Raw genomic sequence first — 23,825 nt, 5'->3', positions numbered from 1 at the left:
ACCGACTGTTTTCTTTTTATCGTTCTCTAGTTTGCAATGTTGATTGAAGTTATCTGGTAACAGAAAGTCGTCGCCTTCCATTGTTCAATTCGGTGGAAGACGACGACTTGTGAATTCTTGGTATACCCGCAGTTAACTTACCAGCGCACGGAAATGCGCTCGCGGTCATGCGGCTTGGCGGCGGCGATTTCGTCGACCAGGGCCACCGCATAGTCGGCGTAGCTGATGGCGCTTTTGCCGTCCTTGTCGGTGGTGTATTCCTCACCGGCCAGAACGTACTTGCCGGTGCGTGGGCCGTCGGCCTGGAAATCGCCGGCAGGACTCACGTAGGTCCAATGCACGTCGTCGCGCTTGCGCAACGCATCGAGAGCCTTGCCCATCGCCAGCGGTACGCCCTTGATGTTGTCGGGGAACGAGTCGGAAAGCTGCTTGGTATGCGCCTTGTCGGTGTAAAGGCTGCCTGCGCCGCCGACCACCAGAAGTCTGGTGTCGCTGCCCGAAAGCGCGTCGGCCAGGTGCTTCAACGAGGTGCTGTGCTCATCGAGCTGGGCTGGGTCGAAAATACCGAAAGCGTCAACGACGGCGTCGAAACCTGCAAGGTCGTCAGCGGTCAGATCGTACAGATCCTTGATAATGGCGTGCTGCGCCTTGGTTTTGTTCTCGCCTCTCACGATGGCGGTGACGTCCATGCCGCGATTGACGGCCTCTTCGACGATCAGGCGTCCGGCTTTGCCGTTGGCTGCTATCACTGCGATTTTCTTGCTCATGATTTGTTCCCCTTTATAGCTAACGAATGAATGTAAATGAAGGCCGATTTACTTGACGACCTTGAAGCCACTGGTCCACTGGGTGCCGCCGTTCATGGCCAGCACCATCTGCAGAGCGCCGAAGCCTTCCATGTACGATGCACGCTTCAACGGGCCGGCATCTACGAAACGCAGGTCTGCGCCCTCGACGATGGCTTGCAAGGCTTTCTTGGCGTCCTCGCTGTCGGAAGCGGCCATCACCGTGGTTGGCGCACCATCGTTCGTTCCACTGGCCAACGTTGCGGCGAAATCGGTGTTGAAAGCCTTGATGACCTTGGAATCCGGCAGTTTCGCTGCGAGTTCTTCGGCGGCTGAATGAACGCCTTGCGGCAGGGCCAGGTCCATCGTGCTGAAATCGACGGGGTTGCTCGGGTCGACTACGATTTTGCCGGCCAGTTGCGTGCCATATTCGTCAACCACGCTGGCCTCGGCAGGGTAGGGCAGCGCCAGAATGACGATGTCGCCGGTGATTTCCTCGCTCCAAACGGAGGGCGTGACGCCGGGAATGGCCGCGGCCTTGGCCTTGTCGCGGTCGATGACCTGTACGTCGGCTCCCGCCGCGACGCCAATGCCTGCCACGGCCGCCCCGATGTGTCCTGATCCGAAAACGGTGATGCTTGTCATGATGTGCTCTTTTCTACCTGGTTTTACTTGGTTATCCTGCGTTTGATTCCTGAAACCGGAATCTCAGCAGGTGCTGTAATTGTTACTGTACCGGAGAACGGCGTTGAAAGTTGGTAGTTACATTTAGGAAGTATAGGTACTTTTAGGTAACTCTTGTGAGTTTCCAAGTGAAATACAATCCTGAGAATTTGAAAGATACGCTATTGGATGAATAGTCATTTACTGCTATAAAGTCCAAAAGTGCTGTTAGTTTCTAAAAGTAATTATAAATGATTCCTGAATTGTCTGGATTCGGATCAGGTCGTAACCTCCTTTAAGACGCGAGACGATCAAAACCTCCCCTTGAAATTGAGGCTTGATGCTTCGCTCTCTTGAAGTCAAGATATCGGTCAGATGGGTTTATCGCATGCAGATTCCGGTCTTGACAATACGGAGTAAATGGATGGATGAGTTTGACGGGAGTGATATGAACAAAATGAACGATGATGTGAAAGCGAGTAATGCGACTAATGGTAGTGTCGCAAAATCTCTTCCGGCATGCCCGGTCGAAACGACGATGACACTGATCGGCAACAAATGGACCGTGCTCATCGTGCGTGATTTGTTGCAGGGTACCAAGCGTTTCAGTGAGCTGCGTCGTTCGGTCGGTAATGTTTCGCAGAAAGTGCTCACCTCGAACTTACGCGAAATGGAGGCCGACGGCTTGGTGAACCGCAAGGTCTACGCTGAAGTCCCGCCGCGGGTCGAGTATTCCCTGACCGAAACCGGTCGCAGCCTCAAGACGGTCATCGATGCCATGCGAGTATGGGGCACCCGCTACCAGCAGGCCATGCTTCATCCGGTGGACTGAACATGATGAACAATGCGAAGAAAAGTATCATTTGGCTTGCTTTTGGTCGCATGTACTGGTGGTGCTGATAACTAAGACGGAAGGCGAACAAGGTCGTGCGTTGGGGTAAAGTGGCATAACCGAGTTTGGTGTGACAATAAACACAGCGATTAGGCAGGCAGGGAATTCGTGCTACAGATTAAAGACATCAGCAAGCAGTACAAGACGGGCGATTTCGTCCAACAGGCGTTGGATCATGTGAGTCTTACTTTGCGTGACAATGAGTTCGTAGCGATTTTGGGTCCGTCCGGTTCAGGCAAGACCACGCTCTTGAACATCATTGGCGGACTTGACCGCTACGACGACGGCGACCTCGTGATCAACGGGACATCGACCAAAAAATACAAGGATCGCGACTGGGATTCCTACCGCAACCACACGGTCGGCTTCGTTTTCCAGAGCTATAACCTGATTCCGCACCAGACCATCCTCTCCAACGTCGAGTTGGCACTGACCATTTCCGGCGTTTCGCGCGCCGACCGTCGCAAGCGTGCGGAGGAAGCCTTGCAGAAGGTCGGTCTGGGCGAGCATATCAACAAGAAACCGAACCAGCTTTCCGGCGGCCAGATGCAGCGAGTTGCCATTGCCCGTGCGCTGGTCAATGACCCGAGCATCGTTCTTGCCGACGAACCTACAGGCGCGCTTGATTCCGAGACTTCCGTGCAGATCATGGATTTGTTGAAGGAAGTGGCCAAAGACCGTCTGGTCGTCATGGTTACCCACAATCCCGAGCTTGCCCACGAATACGCCAACCGTATCGTCGAGCTGAAAGACGGGGTGATTCGTGGCGATTCAAGGCCTGTCGAACCCAAAGAAGTGGCTGACGAAAAGCCTGCCGTCCATCGCACGATGGGCAAGGCTTCGATGTCATTCGCCACGGCGGTCGCCTTGAGCTTCAACAATCTGAAAAGCAAAAAAGCCCGAACGATTCTGACCTCATTCGCCGGTTCCATTGGCATCATCGGCATTGCGCTGATCCTTTCGGTCTCCACTGGCGTGAACCGCTATATCGCCGATATCCAAAAGGAGACGTTGACCTCGTATCCCATCGAGATCAACGAGCAGACCTTCGATATGAACAAGATCATGGACACCGCTCAGGCTGCAGCCGATTCCAAGGAAAAGGCCAAGCCGCGCAACGGCATTTATCCCGACGATTCCAGCGTCAAGGGCGCTGCGTCGGTCACCACTGGCATCACCAGCAACAATCTGAGTCCGTTCAAGCAGTACCTTGACAAGCCGGGTAACGACGTGCGCAAGTATGTGGGTGACGTCGGCATCCAGTATTCGTATTCGCCAAAGTTCTCCGTATTCACGCACGATTCCACAGGTGCTCTTGTGGATGTCGAAGGCGTGAAAGTAGGTGGATCGGCCTCGCAGTCCGTGGCCGGCAAGATTGCCGGTCTCAATTCGTCTTCAACCGATTTCTCCAGCCTGCAATCCATGCAGATGTCCCAATTCACTGGCAAAACCGACAACAACAAGGCGCCGTCCGCGTTCACCGAGATTATGCCCGGCGAACATGCCGACAAACAGCCCATCAGTTCGGTGATCACCGACAACTATCAGATGGTCAAGGGCCATTGGCCCAAGTCGAGCAACCAGGTAGTACTCGTGCTTGACAAGAACAACGAGATTCCGCTTACCCAGGTCTACGAACTCGGTTTGCTGCCCGCATCTGATTACAACGACATGATGAACAAGCTCAACAGCGGAGAAAAGGTCAAGACTAATACCTCCCGCATTGACTATTCCAAGGCGATGGACCAGCCTTTGACTTTGCTGCCCGCCGCCGACCAATACGTCAAGGATGCGAACGGACACTATCAGTACGTGGGCAATGATGCCGATCAGGTCGGCAAGCTTATGGACTCGCAGTCCGCAGTGAAACTCAAGGTCGTGGGCGTCGTCCGTGCCAACGGCGACGCAAAGACCACACCATTGGCACCCGGCATCGGCTATACGCGCATGCTTACCAATTCCCTGATCGACCATGCCAAATCCAGCGAAATCGTTGATGCGCAGAAGGCTGATCGCACCCACAACGTTCTCAACGGCATGACCTTCGCACCTTCCGACGACGCAACCAAGGCAGCCAATGCCAAGGCCTACGTGGCCTCGTTGCCGGTCTCGGATCAGGCGAACATGGCCAAGAGCCTCATGACCCAAGCCCCTGGCGGCATGGGCGCGGCGAGTTCCAACCAATCCGCCGACGTCACCCAGCAGCGCAACGCCGCTGCGGCCGCAGCCGGAAACGCCGCCGCAGCCAGCAATCCGCAGGAAGCGGTCTCCGGCATGGGCGAGCAGCAGGTGGCGCAGGCGTTCAGCAACTACCTTGCCACGGCACCTGAAAACGTGCTGGTTTCGATCTATAACCAATACGTCTCCACGGGTACCTACAACGGCAATCTCGCCGATTTCGGCGTCATCGGCCGCGACGCCCCAAGCTCCATCAAGATCTACGCCGACAGTTTCGACGCGAAAAACAACATTGAGGATGCCATCAAGAAGTACAACGACGGCGCCAAGAAGAAGGACCGCATCGTCTACACCGATTATGCGGGACTCATGATGAACTCGGTGACCACCATCATCAACGTCATCACCTACGTCCTGATCGCCTTCGTCGCGGTCTCGCTGGTGGTCTCTTCAATCATGATCGGCATCATCACCTACATCTCCGTGCTGGAACGCACCAAGGAAATCGGCATTTTGCGTGCGATGGGTGCCTCCAAGCACAACGTCTCCACGGTATTCAACGCTGAGACGGGCATCATCGGCCTATGTGCTGGCGTCATCGGCATCGTGGTCACGCTGATACTGATAATCCCTGGCAATGCCGTCATGCATCACTTCATGGGCACCAATCGGGTCAATGCCGCGCTGCCACTTTCCGGCGCGATCATCCTCATCGTGCTGTCGGTGGTTCTGACGTTGATCGGCGGGCTTATACCGTCGCGTAAGGCCGCCAAGCAGGACCCGGCCACTGCGTTGCGCACGGAATAGCCTGATTCCCAGCTTCGTTTTGCTGCAGGAAGCGGATTGCTTGCGGGCGCTACGAAGCTGACGGGTGCAGAGAAAAAATAGTTTGGCCCGGTCTGCGTATGTCATTCATACGCAGACCGGGCCAAACCGATGAAAGCTCTATACCCGAAGATTATTCTCCCGCAGTTTTAAGTTCCTTGTCTCGCTTGTCTGCAGCGGCCATTGCCATGGAACTGACGAAGTTGATCGGCTGGTCGAAGTTGGGCTGGAAGAGCATGTCGGTCGAAGCGAGCTGGTCGATGGTGAATCCTGCCTGGATGGCCACGGAAATGAGGTTGGCCGCCATGGAAATATCATGCTTTGCGACGAACTGCGCGCCCAGAATGCGCCCGGTAGCCTTTTCGTAGACGATCGTTGCGGTCACCGGGGTGGTGGAGAGCATGAATTCCGGACGGTAATTCTCTTGGATGGTCGCCGAGTCGGCCTCGATATGACGTCGGTTGGCTAAGTCCAAGGTCATGCCGCTGGAAGACATCGACAGGTCGTAAAGCTGGATGGCACTGGTCGCCTGGGTGCCGGCGTAGGCCTTGGTGGGTTCTTCAATGTTTTCGCCGATCAACATCGCCTCGCGGATGGCGTTGCTGGCCAGCGGGCGGTATTCGTCGGTATTCGTTGGGTTGAAATGTACCGTTGCGCAGTCGCCGGCGGCGAACACGTCGTCGAGTATGTCGCTTTCAGGGGTGGCGGCGCGCATGTACTTGTCGACGATGATGGCGCCGTAGCCCAACGTGCGCAGTTGTGCGGAAACCAAGCTGGTATTCGGCACAAAGCCTGCACCCATCACTGCGAGGTCCGCAGTGTATTCACCAAGCTCGGTGACCACGGTGATGCCGGAGTTCTCGACCCCGTCGCTGCCTGTCTCGGGGCGGAACGCGACGACTTTCTGGTTCATGGCCAACGTCACGTCGTGTTCTTTGAACTCTGCCTCGGCCTGATCGGTGACGATTTTGTCGTAATTGTTGTCGAGCACATGCGGCAGCGCGTCGACAAGCGTGACCTTGATGCCGCGCGTGCTCAGCTGTTCCGCCAGCTCGCAGCCGATATAGCCGGCTCCGACCACTACGACCGACTTGATCTTCTTGGCTCGTTCGACGATGCGCCGGCCGTCGTTGAAGTCCTTGCACAGCATCGCCTGACCGTTCTTGAGTGATTCCCTCAAGCCTTGGATGAAGGGTGCTGCAGGTAATGAACCCGTGGTGATGACGAGCTTGTCGAAAACGTATTGTTTCGACTTTCCGGTTTCAAGGTCGGTGGCGTTGAGTTTTTTGCCCTTGACATCAACATCGGTGACTTCGTGGCGCATGTGCATCTTCGCCCCGGATTTTTCAAGTTCTTCGGGAGAGGTGTAGAACATCTTTTCCGTGCCGCTGACATGGTTGCCGGCCCACAGGGCGATACCGCAGGAAAGGAAGGAGACGGTGTCGTTTTTCTCAAAGACATCAACCGTCCAGTCAGGATGATTGCGAAGAATGGAATTCGCGGCAAAGGTACCCGCGTGCGTGCATCCGATAACAGCAACTGTAGTCATGAAAATTCCCTCTGATAATTCCTCAATCCCATGTTATACCCCAAAGGGGGTAAAAACACTGGCTCTTCTAATATGATAGTCAGAAGGCTCGACGAATGCCTTGCAAACGTGGATTTATTAAAACGTTTTAAGTTTTATTTTGTTTTTAAATTTTGGCTCGAAAGTCAACGATATCTAAGAGTTTAGCAGATTTTTAAAAAAGCTGTTTGACTTTTTACATGTCAAGTCTCTTTTATTGAAAGTAAAAAACGTCGGAGAGTATTACGACATTTGTATAATCGATGTATATATAAGTTTATTTGTCAGATTGGCGGATTATTTTGATTTTCGAATGATATCCGGGCAAACGGATACCGGCAATGGGAATGGAGTCCATCATGGCGGAAAAGGTGGGTTCGTTTACCGTCTCCACGCTGAGCGTCGCCGTAAGTCTATTTGCCGGCGGTGCGTGCGGGTCATTGGTGCGACTGACGTTGAGCGCACTGCAGCCGGCCGATGTCGCCTGGCCGTTCATGACCATGGCCATCAATCTCACCGGCGCCGTGTTCCTTGGGTTCATCACGGCGTATATGGCCCAGCTTGGGCCGGATATCGGCCTGTGGAGGGTGACGAGACTTGGGCTCGGTACCGGTCTGATCGGCGGGTACACGACGTACAGCACGTTCATGCTCGAAGTCGCTAAGCGTATCAGGGGCGGGCATGTGGGCGTGGCCCTCTCATATCTTTTGGGCAGTGTCATCTTCGGTCTGTTGTGTGCGCTGCTTGGTCTGGCGATTGGAAAGGTCGTCGGTAGACGTCGAGTCCGGCTCAATGCTTTGGCGCCTGTCGCCGGTGGGAGCCGGCGGAATGATCATGACGTTGCTGATGAGAGCAGGAGCCAGCCTGGCGCGAATGCTCCTTCTGTTCCCACCGACTCGGGGAATTCGGCGGCATCCGTCGGTACCGCCAACGCTGTTGAATCGGATGAACCGGCTGAGCCCAACCGTGGCCTGTTGGTAGGCGTTGCGCTCGTTCTCTTCGCCTGCATCGTTCTTCTTGCGTTGCTGGCCAACCGCCATTACTGGCAAAACGTTGCCGCTTTCGGCTTGCTTATCGTCGCGTCGCTTATTGGTGGTTTTGGGGCCTTCACCCGATACAGCGTCGATGCCTGGGTCAATAACCGGGTCCGCTCTCCTTTCCCCTGCGGCACTCTTGTCGTCAATCTCACCGCCTGTCTGGCCATGGGTCTGGTGGCCGGCTGGTGCGCGACACACGCCGGTTTGTCGACTCTGCAATACCTGCTCGCATCCGGTTTTCTCGGCGGCTACTCGACCTTCAGCACCGCCAGCGTGGAAGGTGCGAAGCTGGTGCGTGGCGGCAAGCCGCTGTGGGCTTTCGTGCATACGGCAGGGATGATGGTTGTCTCCCTTGCGTTGCTGTTGCTTGGCATGCTTGTCTAGCATTGCTCTGGCTTATCGAAACTTGACGTTGTCGGCCCGGTTTTGCTGTTTCCGTTCGGCGTGTTCGGCTTTAGGGACCCGATGGTTCCAAGCTTTCGTGTGCCTGGACGGTGATTATTTTCGTCAGTGTTGATTATCCGCAGAAAGTGCTACCAGAGGTTCTGCTACGATTTGATTAAAAGGATGGCATCGAGATATGGCCTAAAACCATATGCCGATGAGCATCGCTTTTGTTGTGATACATAAGAAAAGAGTTTGAAGGATTAACATGGCAGGGCTTATTTTCCTGATTATCGTTCTGGTAATCATCATCGCGCTGGTTGCCTCGGGCATCTTCGTAGTGCCGCAGCAGCAGGCATACATCATCGAGCGGTTCGGCAAGTTCCTCAAAGTGGAGCTGGCCGGTATCCATTTCAAGATTCCGTTCGCCGACCGCATTGCCACCAAGACGAACATGCGCGTCAACCAGCTGAATGTCAAGCTCGAGACCAAGACTCTCGACAACGTCTTCGTCACCGTCGTTGCCTCCACGCAGTTCCGTGTGGACCCGCGCAACGTGGCCACCGCCTACTATGAGCTTCGCGATCCGGCCGGCCAGCTGCGCAGCTACGTCGAGGATGCCCTGCGTTCCGCCATTCCTGCGCTCTCGCTTGACGATGCGTTTGCCAAGAAGGACGACGTGGCCGCCGACGTGCAGAAGACCGTGGGCGGAGAGATGGCGAAGTTCGGCTTCACCGTCGTCAAGACCCTGATCACCGCCATCGACCCGAGCCCGGCCGTCAAGACCGCGATGGACTCCATCAATGCCGCCCAGCGCGAGAAGGAAGCCACCCGCCAGCGCGCCGATGCCCAGCGCATCCAGATTGAGACGCAGGCCACGGCCGACGCCGAGAAGACCCGTTTGCAGGGTGAAGGCCAGGCCAATTACCGTCGCGAGATCGCCAACGGCATCGTCGACCAGATCAAGAGCCTGCAGGGTGTGGGCATGGATATCGCCGACGTCAACAACGTGGTGCTCTTCAATCAGTACCTGGACGTGATGCGCTCGTTGAGCGAATCCGGCAACGCCAAGACCGTGGTGCTTCCCGCCTCTACTCCCGGTGGCTACCAGCAGCTTTTCGACGAGGTCACCAAGGCCATGGTCACCTCCAACGAAGCGAAATAAGAGGGTTCGATTCCCGGATAAGCCGTTTCCCGGTGAGTGAGGAACGGACATCCGCTATACTGAGCAGTACCAGTCAAGGTGTCCGGAAAATCGAACAGCTTGACGCGACACAAGGACGTGTCAATTAGCTGGGCGGATTCCTCACTCACCCGAGGAATCCGTCCAACATTATTTTCAATGGTTTCGCACATTGCTGCTGATAAACCGCATGGAACTTGTTGCAAAAGTCCGTTTGCCGCAGCAGCTTATATTATGCCTATTACTGTTGGTAAACGGCATGTCAATTACCATAAAAGTCCGTTTGCATGCAGCAATGGAGTAAATGGAGGGTCTTACGCCGGCAGGCTGCATACCTGTTGCAGACAGAGCCTGTTTGCCGGCATTAAATTCGAAAGACCAGCAATCAGTTTACGAGGAATTCCGGCACGGATTCGGCCGCGTCAAGTCCCTTCTGGTACATTGCTTCCAGCCCCTCCGAGTTCTTGCTCAGCGTGTCAAGCCCGCAAAGATCGTCAGGCGCGAGGATGAGCACCTTGCCTTCGCTCGCGAGTTTTTCGGCTACCTTCATCTCTTCGTTGTAGGTGCGGTAGCGGTTCTTGAGCCGTTCCGCGGCGGCGGGGTAGGAGCGTTTCAGCAGAGCTGCGGGAGCGGCGTCCCTTTTGGCCTCGCGCACGAAATCGCGTTGGTGGGTCAGGATGAGCACGATGCGGTCATAACCCTCGTCCTCAGCCAGTTGTACCGGAATCGGATCCGCGATGCCCCCGTCGTAATACGGAATGCCGTCGACGATATACGGTTCACAGGCCACTGGCACCGCACTGGAGGCCTTCATCACGTCGTAATCGTCCTGATGCACGTCCGACTTGTCGAAGTAACGCGCGTAGCCATTGCGTGCGTCGCAGGCCACCACCGTGAATTCGGTGGGAGAGGCGGCGAAAGCGGGGTAATCGACGGGGTATTCGCCGTCGGAGTTCGACAGGGTGCCGTAGATATAATCCAGATTGGCGTAATTATGAAGCTTGAGGAAATTGTTGGCACTGGCATATTCCGGTCGGAAGGCATATTCCGTATAGAACTTGTGGGTGCGTCCACGCTGGCCGGAGATGTAGGAGATCATGTTCGCACTGCCCGCGGAGACTCCGTAGCACTTGTCGAAGGTGATGCCTTTATCCATCAGCCGGTCCATCACGCCTGCGCCGTAAATGGAGCGGAAACCTCCACCGACGTCGATCAAAGCAGTTTTCGTCATCGTCTCCCCTTTCCTTAAAGCCGAAGTCGATTATTGTCAGTTAACTGAGCATACGTCTGCCTCACGGACATCGCAATGGAAAGGCGATGCTTGGGCATGGCTGGGAAAGATGACAAATTATCGAGGTCAGAACAGCATCGGCAGGCCGAACGCAGGCTTTGTACGGCGTGAATTTTTCACGTCTCGAATATCAGTCATTGAGACGTTTGGCGGCCAGGGCTGCCATGCGCTCGCTGGTATCCGAGTTCTTCAGCGTCACTCCGCCTTGGGTGGTCGGCTCGGCAAGTTTGCCGGCGGCGGCGAGCAGGTCGTGCAGATGCCGGGTGGTGCCCTCGTTGCCGTCGATGATGGCCGTTGAGGAGGGGAGCAATTCGCGGAAATAGTCGCGGTAGAAGACGAAATGCGTGCAGCCGAGCACCACCGAGTCGATCTCGTCAAGGTCATAGCTGTCAAAGTAGCGGTGCAACGTATGCATCACCAGATCGTGGTCTTCCAGCTGGTCGTGCTCCACAATTTCCACCAGGTCGGGGCAGGGCTGGCGATAGATGGTGTTGGTGGCGCTGAAACGCTGCATCAAGGCTATAAATTTCTTCTCGCGCAGTGTCAGCGGAGTGGCGGCGACGATGACATGTTGCGGCTCGCCGTTGCCCCGGTCACATGCCACCTTGAGCGCCGGTTCCATGCTGATAATCGGCAAGTCATAGGTTGCGCGCAGATCGTTGACTGCGGCCGAAGTGGCGGTGTTGCAGGCGATGACGATGGCCTTGACACCCATGGCGACGAACCGATCGACGATGGCGAACGAGAGCTTGCGCACTTCTCCCGGGGTTTTGGTGCCGTAGGGGGCGTTAGCGGAGTCGCCGAAATAGATGATGTTTTCGCCCGGCATTTCCTTGCGAATCTCCCGCACGACGGAAATGCCGCCCAGCCCCGAATCAAACACGCCTATGGGAGCGTTGCTTGCCATACCGTCCTCTTTCACCGCGATTTCAAAACCTGTTTCAAGGTTAGTGATTTCACTTTGAATAATAGCGGTCCGAACGAATATACACACGATAGGCCGGCGGTGGCCTGTATGCGGCAATCGGCTGCCGGCATGACGCATGAACCGGGGAGCAGGTAGACTTGTCTGTTATGAGTCTTCCACAATTCGTCTATAAAGGGCATGGCACCGGCAACGATTTCGTCATCTACATCGACCGTGAGGGCAGGTTCGAACCGACCGCCGACGAGATCTGTCATATCTGCGACCGGCATTTCGGCATCGGTGCCGACGGCCTGATTCGCCTGACGAAGCCTGAATATGTCAGTGACCTTTCGTCCGTGCAGATTGCACAATGCCGGGATGGCGGGGCCGGGTGGTTCATGGACTATCGCAACGCTGACGGGACGTTGGCGGAGATGTGCGGCAATGGCACCCGCGTGACGGCGTTGCTTGCGCAGCGTGCCGGCATGGCCGATGCTCCCGACGGCACGCCGTTCAAGCTGGGCACACGCGCCGGGGTCAAGACCCTGCGCTCACTAGGAGCGCTTGCGCCTTATGGCGACGACGTGTTCCAAGTGAGTCTGGGTGCCGGCAAAATCGGGTCGTTGGATACTTACGGGGTCACCATTCCCGGCACTTCCGGCGAAGCCCGCGGCACGTTCGTCGATATGGGCAATCCGCATGTCGTCTCGGTACTGGAAGACGACAAGGCCACATTGCCTGCCGTCGAGGATCTGGATCTTAGTGTCAAACCCGTGGTACGCCCGGTGATCGAGACCGACCAGAATGCCGAATTCGTGCGTATCGACGCAAACGACAAAGCCGCCGACACCGGCAGTGCGACGATGCGTGTCAACGAACGGGGCTGCGGGGAAACGCTTTCCTGCGGCACGGGTCTCGGGGCCACGGCGGTGACGTTGAGGGCGAAGACCGGGGTAAGCCATTGGGACATTTCCATTCGTGGCGGTTTGGTGCATGTCGATGTCAGCGATGACGACGTGAGGCTCACCGGCGCCGCGGTGATCGTGGCGAAGGTAGAGCTGCTTTAACCACATGGCAATTGGCTACGTAAGGATCGGTGAAGTCGGATTATAGGCCGAACCGCACTGACGTGCCCCGGCAAACGTGAAAGCCACAGGATAATATAAACGCCGGTATCTGCGTATCCAGCAAGAAACCCGCACATCTGTCTATCACAACGAACGTGCGGGTTTCTGCTAAGAACTCAAGGCTACTCAGGCGAAGATCGCGGCACCTTCCTTGACGAAGATAAGCGCGATGATGGCGAAGATCCAGACGATGTTGACCATCCAGTCGTAACGCATACGGTAGTAAGTATTGAGACCCTTGCGCCAGTGTTTCCGCGGTATCTTCTGTACTGTTACTGTCGCGTGTGTAAGCGCCATGAACATGATTGTCGTGGAGAACATCATAGTCATGCACCAGGGGCAGAGTGCCTTGATGACGAACATGGACTGGGTCATCAGCCAGTATGAGTAGGAAATCGCGGCGACGCCGCCCCACCAGGCTGCCATGGAGAACCAGTAGGGGAGTTTGACGTTGCACGCGCCGACCACTGCGACGGTGACGAATACGGAATAGAAGCAGATGCCGAAGAACGCGTTCGGGAAGCTCAGCCCGGCGAACTTGATGATCTCGGCCTGCCATGATTCGGCGACGGTGGAGCAGGAAAGAACGGAGTTCACGTCGCAGCCCAGCGCCTTGTTCGGGTTTCTTGCCAGTTTCAGCGTATCCGCCGCCAGCATCAGCGAGGCGAACAGGGCGATTCCCGCTCCCAGGCACATCATGCCGTAGTTCCAAATGGGTCCGTGGAAGAATCCTGTGGGTTCGCGATTGCTGCTGAAGTCAGGGGGCAGTTGGCCGCTGGGGTCTTTCGATGTTCGTTCCATGTTGCGCACGGCGGCGACGCTGTGTTTAGTCGACATGCATATCCCTGCTTTCTTCTTCCCCCCAGCATCTTATCGGCTGTCAGGCTCGTAGGCCTACGATAGACCTATGTCTAGTGACGAATATAACGAGTGCAACCCGGTTTCCGGCTGGGACCTCCACTGCCATACGGTCTTTTCCGATGGCACCAAGACTCCCGCCGAACTGGTCGACCTTGCATATGCAAACGGCCTGCACGGTGTCGCAATCACCGACCATGATACCACTGCGGGGTGGAATGACGCCGTAAAAGTCTCCAGGACCCGTCATTTTCCGTTGCTGCGAGGAAGTGAGGTCACCGCTCAGGATGGTCATGTTTCAGTGCATATGCTGGCCTATCAGTATGACCCGGAAAATGAAGGCATCGTGGACCTGTTCCGTTCCACGCGCGAGGCGCGCATTGATCGGGCGCGGCGCATGGTTTCGCGTCTCTCAAAGGATTTTCCCATTACCTGGGATGACGTCATGAGTCAAACCAAAAAAGGTGGGGAGACGACGGTGGGCAGGCCTCATATGGCCGATGCGTTGGTGGCGGCCGGGTTCTACCGTACACGTTCCGAAGCCTTCGCCGGAGCCATCTCGTCCTCAAGTAAGTATTACATACCGACGCCTTCGCCAAGCGCTTTGCAGGTCGTTCAGGTGGTGCGGCAGGCCGGCGGGGTCAGCGTCGTCGCTCATCCCGGCGATTACAGCCGCAACAGGATTCTGCTTTCGAACGAGCAGATCGGCGCACTTGCCGACGCGGGGTTGGGAGGGCTTGAGGTGTGGCATCGCGGCAATGGAACCGAGGAGCGCGAACGTCTGTTGGGGCTCGCCCGTGAGCTTGGACTGCTGGTGACCGGAGGTTCGGATTGGCATGGGGATGGCAAACCGAACAGGTTGGGGGAGAACCTGACGGCGGATGATGTCGTGGCCCAAATCGTGGAGCGTGGGGCCATCCTGCTGGTCTCCTAAGTGGCCACTAGGCGCTGAGTGGCATCCACTCCATGCCAAAGCCCGGATTCCACCAGTGTATTATAGTCCCGAAACGGCCTGAAAGAAAGAAAAAGCCCAGTTTGTGAGATGTAACACAAAATACTGGGCTTAGCGGGATATATTATTCCACAGGCATAATTATGTACCCGTGGCCGTTATGTCTAGAGGGCGCCGAAGCCGACGGCGTGCTTGGTTTCCGAACCGATGATGGCATAGCCCAAGGCACCGGCAGGCACCACGATATGACGGTCCTTGTCGTCTACCAGATCGATTGGCTCATGAATGGCCACGGCCTGCGCGATTTTCTTGCTGACTTGATCGGCGCTGTCTTCGGTCGTGAAATTGACCGGACGTGCCACGTTCTGAATTCCGAGTTCGACATCCATGTGTTACCTCTTTCGTAATTGAATTGTTCTTAGGTTTTATTGTGCCCGAAGGCTGGTCATTACGCTTCTGGCTAGGATTGCGCCGATTGTCCAATGGCAGGGGAACGACGGCTTGGGGGCCTTCGATTTCCGGTCATTGTGAGACGGGGCGGTTTCGGTTCAGTGCGAAGAGCCGTTGGTTTTGGCGGCGTCGTGGTTTTCGGTATCGTCTGAGTCATCTGAGACGTTGGAATCGTGGTTATCGGTCGATACTTCGCCGGATGGCGATGGGCTGTCGGCTTTGGTACCATCATCCTTTGCTGCGTTCTTCCTGGCGGTGTCGTCCTGTTCGACCGCATCGTCCAGTTCTTTGGCGATGTCGGATTCCGCTACCTCCCGTTCGCTGTGGCTATCCTGTGCCTTGATATCCGTTTTTGAGGCGGTACGTTCCCTTTGCGCCTTTTCCTCGGCTTCTTCAAGTCCCATCTGAGCGTCATGCAAGGCCTGCTGCTCCCGTTCGAGCAGAGGGATCAGAGCCGTTGGGGCCTCATGGTCGACCTCGCTCGTCTCTGCCTTGCCGCTGTAGATGTCGTCCTCTTGCGAGTACTGGATGTGCCATGAGACCTTTTTCTCTCCGGTTTCGTCCTCGAGGTCTTCCGCCTTTGCTCCAGGCTGGCTTTCGGCTTCGGCTTCATCGTTGCTTGAACCGGAGTTCTTTTCGGCTTCGGTCAATATTATCGTGGCGGAGGACGAGGGGTTCGGCATGTTGGGATAAAGCGGTTCGGATTGTGCTGCCGGCTTCTTGTCGTCGGTGCGGTCGTCGTCCTCGTCATCAAATGCCTGTGAGCGTGCGGGCTTGAAATGTACCGGCCGGTCGGCGGTACTGTCGCTGGCCTCCACGAGTTTGGTGACTTCTGCGGAACCGGTTTTGTCGCTTTCGTCGTCTTCCAGCTCGTAAGGATCTCGGCTTCCGCGCTCCTCCGCGGATGATGGGGCATCCTTTTTCGGCGGGACGACCGCCGAGGCCGCTGTGGCTGCACCTGCGGCTTTGTTGGCCACGACGGTCAGCTGATGGGCCAGATGCTCGACCTGCGCCTTGAACTGCAGGATCTTGGTATTGTCGGCTCGTCCGAGCGCCTCGATGAAATCGCCTACCTGCTCCATCTGCAGCCAAAGGTTGGCGCGAAGGAGGATAAGGTCATCGATTCGCGAGCCCATCATTCCGCCGTACGCATTCATCATCGCATTGCGATGAGATTCATCCATTTTAGCGAACATCCATGCGAGGTCACGTGCCGGGTCGTTGACCTGCACATCCTGCCAATTGCCCACCTTGGTAATGGTGGAATCGGCGAAGAGGAAATCGCCGTCCGCGAAGCCTCCGTGGGTCAAAGTAGTAGAGAAGGACCAGAGGCCGTCGGTCTCGATGATCTTCGCCCAGCTGGAGGTGATGGCGGTCGGCACATGGCCGGCCTGCTGCAGGCGTTTGATCCAGCCGGTCAGCTGGGCGCGAATCTGGCCGGTGGTGAACGCCGGGTATTTCGCTTCGGTCAAAAAGTCGGTGCGCTGCCGGTGGATAGCTCCGATGGCGGTGCCCACGCTTGCGGCATCCTGAACGGTCAGCAAATCAAGTTGGCGTGGCTCGCCTTGTACATGGGGTGAGACCAGCACCGAGTTTTTGCCCGTCTTGCTGCCGGTTCCGGCGGCGCTGAACGCCAACGCACGGTCCACGGCGAAGCCGAGCCCGCTCATCTCATGGGATTGAGCGAGAACCTTCGCCGCCTTCGCGCGCCTGGCAAGAAGCTTTTTGCCTTTTGGCTCGCTGGAGACGAATACGTCGTACTGTCGGCCTGCGGTGTCCTGTACCACGGCGTAATCGATGCCGACAGCATTGTCGGCCTTGTCGCTGCGGTTGTGCTCGCACACCCCGGCCATGGAGGTCTCGGGCATGGCGGCTGAGGCGAGGGCCGCCAGCATGAATTTGCTTCGTAAAGTCACATCTACCAGATTAATACACCCCTATGTCCTAGAGTTTGCGCGCCTTCAGGGGATTGTACGACTATCGGGTGTGGCTGGCACAATGAGAAGATATGACCACCATGGATGCCGAAACGATGCTTGAGGGACTTGATGACGCCCAGCGTGCTGCCGCCAGCTCCCTGGAGGGTCCGGTTCGCATCATCGCCGGCGCCGGTGCAGGCAAGACGCGAACGGTGACGCGTCGCATCGCCTACGCCTGCGCCAAGGGGGAATGGGACGCGAGTCGTGCGCTCGCGGTCACGTTCTCAGTGAAAGCCGCCGACGAGATGAAGCAGCGTCTTTCCGCGCTCGGGGTGGGAGATAAGGTCAGTGCGGCCACTTTCCACTCGGCGGCATTGCATCAGCTGCGTAAAGTCTGGTATGAGGTGAGCGTCGCCCCGTTCCCGCATGTCGTTGAGGATTCGCAGGAAATCATGGCGCGTGCCTTGAAACGGGCCACCGGAAGCGACCAGTATGACGGTATCGCCAGGCGTAATCTGCTAGCCGAAATCAGCTGGGCGAAGGTCTCGCTTATCGCTCCTGAAGATTATGAACGGGTGTGCGCAGCCACTCATCGTATACCTCCTGCCGAGCTCGACCCGCAACGTTTCACTGATGTGTACACGGCCTATGAGCAGGAAAAGACATCGCGCGGCGAGATGGACTTCAACGACATCCTGTTGCTGGATTGCCATGTGCTTGAGGCCTTCGACGAGCAGGCCGCGCAGATCCGGCAGTCCATCGGCTGGCTCACCGTCGACGAGTATCAGGACGTCTCGCCCCTGCAGCACCGTCTGATGGACTTATGGCTCGGCGGCGACAACCGCAACGTGTGCGTGGTGGGCGACCCTGCGCAGACGATCTATTCGTTTGCAGGGGCTTCCAGCTACGATCTCAACAATTTCGCGGCTGAATTCGGCAGGCTTTCCGCCGATATCAATCTCAACATTGATTATCGTTCCGCCCCGCAGGTCGTCTCGATGGCCAACCGCGTGCTGGCCGCGGCTCCCGATCGAGACCAATATCTGCGTCTGGTTTCGGTGAGGAGCAAAAACGAGGGCATGCGCGTGGTCAAAACCACCTATGAGGACGATGAGCAGGAAGCGCAGGGTGTGGCCAAACGTATCGCGCAATTTGTCGCGGAGGGCGCCAAACCATCGCAATGTGCGGTGCTGACGCGGCTCAACGCCCAACAGCAGGTGGTCTGCAAGGCATTGAAAGAGCAAAGTGTCCCGTACCGTACCCGTCACGACACGAGTAGCGCGGACACGGTGCTCGAAGATGATAACAAAAGCCGACGCGAGGCCATGGAGATCTTGGCCAGTCGGCGCGAACCCGGGGTCACGGTTTCTTCCATCCATGCCGCCAAGGGCTTGGAATTCAAGCACGTCTTCATCATCGGCTGTTCGGAGGGGCTGCTGCCGTATGGTTCGCCCGCGCCGGGAGATGCTTTGGAGGAGGAGCGGCGGCTTTTCTATGTGGCCGTCACCCGTGCCGAGGACTCTCTGCACCTTTCCTACGCGCGCAGCAAGGACGGTGCTTCGACCTTCTCGCGTACTCCGAGCCGCTTCTGGTAGGTTGTGACGATTCGCTCAGCCTTGCGGTTTGTCGCTTTCTTCCGGTTTGTTGTCCTCGGCATTTCCGGCGGTGTCGTTGCTGTCATCCGGTTTCTGCGAATCATCAGGTTTCGATGAATCATCATCCTTGCCGTCGTCATTGCTGCTGTCGGCATTTTCAGCGCTCGTCTCATCGTCGTCGCCTTGGGCGTTGAGCAGCTTTTCCAATTCGGCGTCCCAGTCAATGCCGGGTTTGGAAGATGTGGTAGCGCTGCCGTCGGCGGCGAACGTGCTGATGTTCGCGTCGGGATTCGTGGTATTGTCGGATTCCGACGTTTCGGTTTCGGCCTTTCCCGTATCGACATCGGGCAACTTAGGCAGCAAGTCGGGGTGCGACCACTTCTCGTCGCGGGCCTTGTCGCCTTCTTTCGCTCCGATCTTCTCCCAGATGTCGGCGGCCTCGCGCATGCGCTTGGGGCGCAATTCCATGCCCAACAGGCTTTCGAAAGTGCGTTCCGCAGGCCCGCCGACCGCGCGCTCGCGACGCACCATCTCGCGCAGCTGCTCGATATGCGGGATATGGGCCATGCCAGCTTTCCACGTCACCGCGTCAACCCAGCCCTCGACCAAGGCCAAAAGCGTTTCGAGGCTTTCAAGTGCCTCTTTCTGTTCCGGGGTGTCCGCAATGCCGACCTTCGTCAGATCCACGGCTCCGGAAATCGAATCGGGATCCATCGAAGTCGCGTCGCGCAGTTGCTCCTCCATGGCGTCCAAGTCGATGCTGATGCCGCGCGCGTACTTGCCGATCAACGCCTCGAAACGGGGCATAAGCCACGGTACATGCGCGAAGAGGCGGGCATGAGCCACTTCCTCGAGGGCCAGGAATGCCAGCACCTCGGATTGGTCGATTTCCAGCGTTTTGGCATATTGGATGGAGTTCTGGGCTATCAATGCGCCGGCAGGATTCTTCTGCAGGGCAATGCCTTGGTCGAAACTGCCGCGCACTTCGTGTGAAAGCTGGCCCGCCGCGTGCCCGAGCTGCGTGGAGAAAGCGGTGTTGCCGAGAATCTTGATGAGATTGGCCGGATCCTTCATATTGTCGGGAATCGGCACGGGGATGGGGCCGGCGAAGACCCCCGCGATTTCGCCGCCGTCGCCAAAAGCATCGCCGAAGCGTTCGGAAATGACGCTGGAAAGCGCATCGCTCATGGACTGCTCCACTGGACTGGCGAATTTCGCCCAGGAATCCACCGTCGCGTTGACCCAATCGGCGCGGGTGAACACCTGCGGCTCGCCCGGGGCCGGATCGATGTCGCAGGCCGTGTCAAGCCAAAGATTCGCCTCGCTCATCGCCTGCCGCACGGCTTCGCCCTCAGTGGCGCTGACGCTCTGCTCGCTGCCTTCGTCGTTGGCGATGGCCAAGGCCAAAGAGGTCGCCAGCTTCACGTTCACCGGCCCCTGGTCGGCACTTTGCTGCATGTCGCCCACGGTGTTGAGGCCGCTGGTGGTGAACGCGTTCATCAGCGCCTTCACTTCGGCGGGCTTGGGCAGCTTGGAAGGGTCCTGCCCCATAAGCTGGTCTTTGACCGCGTCGGGTAAGGCGTTGAGCTGCTGGAAGGCCATGTTGCCTTGTATTTCACCGAAGCAGTCAATCAGCCATTGATGTATCGCGTTTTCGTCCATCGGGTTTCCTTATCTAAAGTCCTGTTGAGAGCAATGTAGCGTCCGTATGTTGATTCCATATTATGGTCTTCTATGGTCTTATCAGCGTAATCTTCCGCTGGCGACGAGATTGCAGCAAAGTCGGGAATAGGCTGTGTTCCGGCGTCGTTTCGTCGTTTTGTTTTCGGCATTTTCCCCAAGGCACTGCGTCTGGGCAAGGCAGCATACTGGTGAGTTATGGCAGGCAGAAATCAGGATCAGCGGTTTTCGGGTGAGCAAACGCCGATATCACCGGTCGGTGAGGCTACGGTGAATTCGTCATCCCATGAAAGCGATGAGTTCAGCAGCATTATCAGCGCATTCGACACAGGCAATGGTTCTGCGGCAACGGCTGAAGGCTCGGATGATGTCGATGGAAATCCTCTTTCTGATATAAGTGCTGAGAACGGGAAAATGGCCGTCGCACATCGCGGTCACCTCGGAATCCGGCAGCGTTTCACCAGTTATTGCTCGCGGCATTCGCTGTGGTATTTCGCAGGGTTGATTTGCGCGGTGCTGTGTTTCCTCGTATTGCTGCTTCCCAGCCCTTATGTCATCGAAACACCCGGTCCGACCCAGGACGTGCTGGGCGAAGCCGGCGGTAAACAGGTCATCGCCATCACCGGAGCGACCACGCACAAAAGCCGGGGCAAGCTGTTGCTGTTGACCGTCAATGCCCAAGGTGTGCCCGGTTCCCCAGCTTTGGGTATCCAGACTTTGATCGCATGGATCGACCCTCAGCAGCAGGTCATGCCGAGTGAAGCCGTTTTCCCGGTCGGCCAAAGCTCGGAGGAATATGAAAAGACCGCCACCAAGCAGATGACCGGTTCTCAGGACTCCGCCACTACGGCGGCGCTCGCTTTCGCACGTAAACACAGGATTACCGGGGCAACCAGTGCCAAGGTTGAAATGCACGTCGACGACATCGGCGGCCCTTCGGCCGGCATGATGTATGCGCTGGGTGTGATCAACAAGTTGACCCCGCAAGACGAGACCGGCGGCAAGACGATAGCGGGAACCGGCACCATCGACGCCAAGGGCGAGGTCGGCAAAATCGGCGGTATCCAGCTCAAAATGCTCGGGGCCAAACGCGACGGTGCCACCTATTTCCTTGCGCCGGCAGGCAATTGCGATGAGGTTGTGGGGCATGTGCCAAGCGGTTTGCGCGACGTCAAGGTCTCGACGCTGGATGAGGCTTACCGCGCCTTGGTTGCCATCGGGCAGGGAAAGGCCGAAAGCCTGCCTCATTGCACGGCGAAGCAGTGAAATACTATAGAAATGATGCAAATGTATAGCAGTTCCCGCAATGTGGATGACACGCGACGTCATCGTGTGCGCTGTTCCTCTATCTTTGCTATATTGGAAGTGTGAATGAAACGGCATCAAAAAACGCTGAAGAGTTCGGTTTTCACGAAGGCGACATCGTGCAGGAATGGCTGTGGGATGACGACGTGAGTGAGTCCACCCGAGAGAAAATCATGGATCTGACCGGTCAGGATCTGGTCGATGAGGATTACGATTCCGCCGTGGATGGCGTCATCATCTGGTGGCGTGATGGCGACGACGAAGACGCTTTGGCCGATACCATTATGGATGCACACGGCGTCATTGGTGAAGACGGTCCGCTATGGATTCTCACCCCCAAGCCCGGCCGTTCAGGGGCCCCTGCTTCCAATACGGTGCAGTCCGCGGCCAAGACCGCCGGTATGAACGCGGCCACCCCGCTGACGGTTTCGGATGATTGGAACGGCATCCGTCTGCGCGCGTTTGGCAAGGGTCGCTGAAGCAGAATACAGATCTTCAACTCATATGAAAGTCCCCACCGGTTTATGGCCGGTGGGGACTTTCGGTTTTCACTTAACGACGACTCAGAGCCCAGGGTAGAGCGGGAAGTCCTCGGTCAGCTTGGTGACACGGGCATGCAGCGCTTCGACATCCGCGTCCTTGCCTGCCGCCAGGGCTGTGCCGATGATGTCGGCGACTTCCTCGTATTGTGGGGCGGCGAAACCGCGTGTTGCAAGGGCCGAGGTGCCGATACGAAGGCCGGAGGCCACGGAAGCCGGGCGCGGGTCGAACGGCACAGTGTTGCGGTTGACTGTGATGCCGCACTGCGCCAGCAGGTTTTCTCCGGTCAGTCCGTCCATCTCGCTGTTGCGCAGATCAACCATCACCAGATGCACGTCGGTGCCACCGGTCAGCACGGTGATGCCCTGTGCCTTGACATCGTCGGCGTTCAGGCGGTCGGCGAGAATCTTCGCGCCTTCCAACGTACGTTCCATGCGGTGCTTGAACGCGTCGGTGCCGGCGACCTTGAAGGCCACGGCCTTGGCGGCGATGATATGCATCAGCGGCCCGCCCTGTTGGCCGGGGAAGACAGCGGAATTGATTTTCTTGCCGTATTCCTTCTTGGCCAGGATGAAACCGGAACGCGGTCCGCCCAAAGTCTTATGCGCGGTCGAGGAGACGACATCGGCGTAGGGGACCGGGCTCGGGTGCAGACCCGCGGCCACCATGCCGGCGAAGTGGGCCATGTCGACCCAGAACTTCGCACCGACCTCGTCGGCGATTTCCTTCATCGCCTTGAAATCCTCGATGCGCGGGTAGGCGCTCCAACCGCCGATGATGAGCTGCGGGTGGACCTCAGACGCACGTTGGCGAATGATTTCGGGATCGATCAGGAAGGTATCGGGGTTCACGCCGTAGGATTCGGCGTGATAGAACTTGCCCGAGAAGTTCATCTTGGTGCCGTGGGTCAGATGGCCGCCATGGTCGAGCGCCAGGCCCAGCACGGTGTCGCCCGGTTTGATGAGGGCCTGATAGACGGCTGCGTTGGCTTGCGCACCCGAATGGGGCTGGACGTTGGCGAATTCCGCGCCAAAGAGCTCCTTGGCACGATTGCGGGCCAAGGTCTCGACGCCGTCGACGAACTCGCAACCGCCGTAGTAGCGGCGTCCTGGGTAACCCTCCGCATATTTGTTGGTTAAGACGGAACCCTGTGCGTCCAAAACGGCGCGGGGCACGAAGTTTTCGGAAGCGATCATCTCAAGGCCGTTTTGCTGGCGCTTGAGTTCGTCGTTGATAAGCGACGAGATTTCGGGGTCCGCTTGAGCGATGGGCGTGTTGAACACGTCCGACGAACTCTGCACGACTGCAGGGTTGGATGTGTCGGCTTTAAATGGTTCAGCCATTTCGAACTCCTTTTAATACTCGTGGTCTGCCGGGGATGTGGCAGTTTGCTTCCGCTTCGCCGTCCTTAATAAAGGAATGGATTCTACGGATTGTGCAGTCAAATGCATCTTGCCTTACTTGCTGCACACAAAATCATTATGCCAGAAAAGCGCGGGAACATGCCCCGTCTGTCCTTATTTATGGACAACCCGCTATCGCAAGGATTGATAATCCGTTATATACGGGAATGCCGGAATTCGTTATAGATAAAACAGTGAGAAGAAGGGGTGGGCAATAAGGGATTCGAAACACCTATTCTCGACTATATGGGAGTAGGTGTTTCGGCTTCAGCGTTGCTATTTCA

General features: G+C 57.0%; 19 protein-coding genes. 9 read left to right on the top strand and 10 right to left on the bottom strand.

Annotated elements, in window-relative coordinates:
- Nucleotides 1-137: 137 nt before the first annotated feature.
- Complete coding sequence (locus PT279_RS08845) at nt 138-767, bottom strand: NAD(P)H-binding protein (RefSeq protein WP_277167093.1); 630 nt, start codon at nt 765-767, stop codon at nt 138-140.
- A 48-nt stretch (nt 768-815) separates the two neighbouring features.
- Entirely contained in the window at nt 816-1,430 is a 615-nt protein-coding gene (locus PT279_RS08840) for an NAD(P)-binding domain-containing protein (RefSeq protein WP_277167092.1), read from the bottom strand.
- A gap of 475 nt (nt 1,431-1,905) precedes the next feature.
- On the opposite strand from PT279_RS08840, the gene PT279_RS08835 reads away from it, so the two are divergent.
- Nucleotides 1,906-2,280, top strand: a complete 375-nt coding sequence (locus PT279_RS08835) for a helix-turn-helix domain-containing protein (RefSeq protein WP_277167119.1) — start codon at nt 1,906-1,908, stop codon at nt 2,278-2,280.
- A 168-nt stretch (nt 2,281-2,448) separates the two neighbouring features.
- Nucleotides 2,449-5,325 carry an ABC transporter ATP-binding protein/permease gene (locus PT279_RS08830; RefSeq protein ID WP_277167091.1) on the top strand — a complete coding sequence of 959 codons (2,877 nt, stop codon included), beginning with the start codon at nt 2,449-2,451 and terminating at the stop codon, nt 5,323-5,325.
- Between the two features lie 151 nt (nt 5,326-5,476).
- On the opposite strand, the gene PT279_RS08825 is transcribed toward PT279_RS08830, so the two are convergent.
- Nucleotides 5,477-6,892 carry an FAD-dependent oxidoreductase gene (locus PT279_RS08825; protein WP_277167090.1) on the bottom strand — a complete coding sequence of 472 codons (1,416 nt, stop codon included), beginning with the start codon at nt 6,890-6,892 and terminating at the stop codon, nt 5,477-5,479.
- Nucleotides 6,893-7,269: 377 nt separating this feature from the next.
- On the opposite strand from PT279_RS08825, the gene PT279_RS08820 reads away from it, so the two are divergent.
- Both PT279_RS08820 and PT279_RS08815 read left to right on the top strand, forming a co-directional pair.
- Nucleotides 7,270-8,331 (top strand): CrcB family protein, encoded by a 1,062-nt coding sequence (locus tag PT279_RS08820; protein WP_277167089.1) that lies wholly within the window; start codon nt 7,270-7,272, stop codon nt 8,329-8,331.
- A 268-nt stretch (nt 8,332-8,599) separates the two neighbouring features.
- Nucleotides 8,600-9,496, top strand: a complete 897-nt coding sequence (locus tag PT279_RS08815) for an SPFH domain-containing protein (RefSeq protein WP_277167088.1) — start codon at nt 8,600-8,602, stop codon at nt 9,494-9,496.
- Nucleotides 9,497-9,899: 403 nt separating this feature from the next.
- On the opposite strand, the gene PT279_RS08810 is transcribed toward PT279_RS08815, so the two are convergent.
- The gene (locus tag PT279_RS08810) at nt 9,900-10,745 is read right to left on the bottom strand and encodes a patatin family protein (RefSeq protein WP_277167087.1); all 846 of its coding nucleotides are present in this window, start codon (nt 10,743-10,745) and stop codon (nt 9,900-9,902) included.
- 190 nt (nt 10,746-10,935) lie between these two features.
- Entirely contained in the window at nt 10,936-11,712 is a 777-nt protein-coding gene (murI, locus tag PT279_RS08805; protein ID WP_277167086.1) for a glutamate racemase, read from the bottom strand.
- Between the two features lie 167 nt (nt 11,713-11,879).
- Here murI and dapF point away from each other — a divergent pair, with 167 nt between their 5' ends.
- Entirely contained in the window at nt 11,880-12,779 is a 900-nt protein-coding gene (gene dapF, locus PT279_RS08800) for a diaminopimelate epimerase (RefSeq protein ID WP_277167085.1), read from the top strand.
- A 186-nt stretch (nt 12,780-12,965) separates the two neighbouring features.
- Here the strand turns inward: dapF and PT279_RS08795 are convergent, their stop codons facing one another.
- Complete coding sequence (locus PT279_RS08795) at nt 12,966-13,640, bottom strand: vitamin K epoxide reductase family protein (RefSeq protein ID WP_277167117.1); 675 nt, start codon at nt 13,638-13,640, stop codon at nt 12,966-12,968.
- Nucleotides 13,641-13,746: 106 nt separating this feature from the next.
- Between PT279_RS08795 and PT279_RS08790 the strand changes: the two genes are divergently transcribed.
- Nucleotides 13,747-14,631 carry a PHP domain-containing protein gene (locus PT279_RS08790; RefSeq protein ID WP_277167084.1) on the top strand — a complete coding sequence of 295 codons (885 nt, stop codon included), beginning with the start codon at nt 13,747-13,749 and terminating at the stop codon, nt 14,629-14,631.
- A 182-nt stretch (nt 14,632-14,813) separates the two neighbouring features.
- Here the strand turns inward: PT279_RS08790 and PT279_RS08785 are convergent, their stop codons facing one another.
- Together PT279_RS08785 and PT279_RS08780 are read right to left on the bottom strand one after the other, a co-directional pair.
- On the bottom strand, nt 14,814-15,038 hold the full coding sequence (locus PT279_RS08785; protein ID WP_277167083.1) for a DUF3107 domain-containing protein: 225 nt from the start codon (nt 15,036-15,038) through the stop codon (nt 14,814-14,816).
- A gap of 159 nt (nt 15,039-15,197) precedes the next feature.
- Entirely contained in the window at nt 15,198-16,994 is a 1,797-nt protein-coding gene (locus PT279_RS08780; protein WP_277167116.1) for a phosphotransferase, read from the bottom strand.
- Between the two features lie 113 nt (nt 16,995-17,107).
- Between PT279_RS08780 and PT279_RS08775 the strand changes: the two genes are divergently transcribed.
- Nucleotides 17,108-18,613: an ATP-dependent helicase gene (locus tag PT279_RS08775; protein WP_277167082.1), complete on the top strand. Its 1,506-nt coding sequence runs from the start codon at nt 17,108-17,110 to the stop codon at nt 18,611-18,613.
- Between the two features lie 15 nt (nt 18,614-18,628).
- On the opposite strand, the gene PT279_RS08770 is transcribed toward PT279_RS08775, so the two are convergent.
- Nucleotides 18,629-20,275 carry a zinc-dependent metalloprotease gene (locus PT279_RS08770; protein ID WP_277167081.1) on the bottom strand — a complete coding sequence of 549 codons (1,647 nt, stop codon included), beginning with the start codon at nt 20,273-20,275 and terminating at the stop codon, nt 18,629-18,631.
- Nucleotides 20,276-20,491: 216 nt separating this feature from the next.
- On the opposite strand from PT279_RS08770, the gene PT279_RS08765 reads away from it, so the two are divergent.
- Both PT279_RS08765 and PT279_RS08760 read left to right on the top strand, forming a co-directional pair.
- Nucleotides 20,492-21,559, top strand: coding sequence for a S16 family serine protease (locus tag PT279_RS08765; protein ID WP_277167080.1), 1,068 nt, complete (start codon nt 20,492-20,494; stop codon nt 21,557-21,559).
- Nucleotides 21,560-21,660: 101 nt separating this feature from the next.
- A complete protein-coding gene (locus tag PT279_RS08760) occupies nt 21,661-22,077 on the top strand; it encodes a DUF3052 domain-containing protein (RefSeq protein WP_277167079.1) in 417 nt (138 codons plus the stop codon).
- An 84-nt stretch (nt 22,078-22,161) separates the two neighbouring features.
- Here PT279_RS08760 and glyA read toward each other — a convergent pair whose 3' ends face one another.
- Nucleotides 22,162-23,481 carry a serine hydroxymethyltransferase gene (gene glyA / locus PT279_RS08755; RefSeq protein ID WP_277167078.1) on the bottom strand — a complete coding sequence of 440 codons (1,320 nt, stop codon included), beginning with the start codon at nt 23,479-23,481 and terminating at the stop codon, nt 22,162-22,164.
- Between the last annotated feature and the right edge of the window lie 344 nt (nt 23,482-23,825).

Origin of the sequence: Bifidobacterium sp. ESL0784, from assembly GCF_029433295.1 — a bacterium.
Classification (GTDB): Bacteria; Actinomycetota; Actinomycetes; order Actinomycetales; family Bifidobacteriaceae; genus Bifidobacterium.
Note: the sequence above shows the minus strand (reverse complement) of the source record. Positions and strands in the feature narration are given on the sequence as shown.